This window comes from Morganella psychrotolerans (assembly GCF_965118875.1).
Taxonomy (GTDB): domain Bacteria; phylum Pseudomonadota; class Gammaproteobacteria; order Enterobacterales; family Enterobacteriaceae; genus Morganella; species Morganella psychrotolerans_C.
In genome coordinates, this window is record NZ_CBCPJD010000055.1 from 1 (window position 1) to 1,124 (window position 1,124).

A 1,124-nucleotide genomic window follows, 5' to 3' on the forward strand; every position below is an offset into this window, starting at 1 on the left:
CTGGCTAAAACCTACGGTGGTAGCGCGCGTGCATTCGATCAGATCGATAACGCACCTGAAGAAAAAGCACGTGGTATCACTATCTCTACCTCACACGTAGAATACGATACGCCTGCACGTCACTACGCGCACGTTGACTGCCCGGGACACGCCGACTACGTTAAAAACATGATCACCGGTGCTGCACAGATGGATGGTGCTATCCTGGTTGTTGCTGCAACTGATGGCCCAATGCCACAGACCCGTGAGCACATCCTGTTAGGTCGTCAGGTTGGCGTTCCTTACATGGTCGTGTTCCTGAACAAATGTGACATGGTTGATGATGAAGAACTGCTGGAACTGGTTGAAATGGAAGTTCGTGAACTTCTGTCCCAGTACGACTTCCCTGGCGACGACATTCCAATCGTCCGTGGTTCAGCACTGAAAGCACTGGAAGGTATTCCGGAGTGGGAAGCGAAAGTTCTGGAACTGGCAAATTACCTGGATACCTATATCCCGCAGCCAGAGCGTGCAATTGACAAACCATTCCTGCTGCCAATTGAAGACGTATTCTCAATCTCAGGCCGTGGTACAGTTGTTACCGGTCGTGTAGAGCGCGGTATTGTTAAAGTTGGTGAAGAACTGGAAATCGTCGGTATCCAGGATACGGTTAAAACCACCTGTACCGGTGTTGAAATGTTCCGTAAACTGCTGGACGAAGGTCGTGCGGGTGAGAACGTCGGTGTTCTGCTGCGTGGTACCAAGCGTGAAGATATCCAACGTGGTCAGGTACTGGCTAAACCAGGTTCAATCAAACCACACACCAAATTTGAATCAGAAGTTTATATTCTGAGCAAAGATGAAGGCGGCCGTCATACTCCGTTCTTCAAAGGTTACCGTCCACAGTTCTATTTCCGTACAACAGATGTAACGGGTATGATCGAACTGCCGGAAGGCGTTGAGATGGTAATGCCGGGCGACAATATCCAGATGGTCGTAACGCTTATCCACCCAATCGCAATGGACGAAGGTCTGCGTTTTGCAATTCGTGAAGGCGGTCGTACCGTCGGCGCGGGTGTTGTAGCAAAAGTTCTTGCTGCATAACGCGATAGCGTATTAAGAAGGGAGCTACCGGCTCCCTTTTT

Annotated in this window: 1 protein-coding gene; it reads left to right on the forward strand. The window is 50.1% G+C overall.

Annotated elements, in window-relative coordinates; translation table 11 throughout:
* A partial coding sequence (tuf, locus tag ACMHKJ_RS19285) for an elongation factor Tu (protein WP_413496461.1) occupies positions 1–1,083 on the forward strand: 1,083 nt, incomplete at its 5' end.
* Positions 1,084–1,124 lie beyond the last annotated feature (41 nt).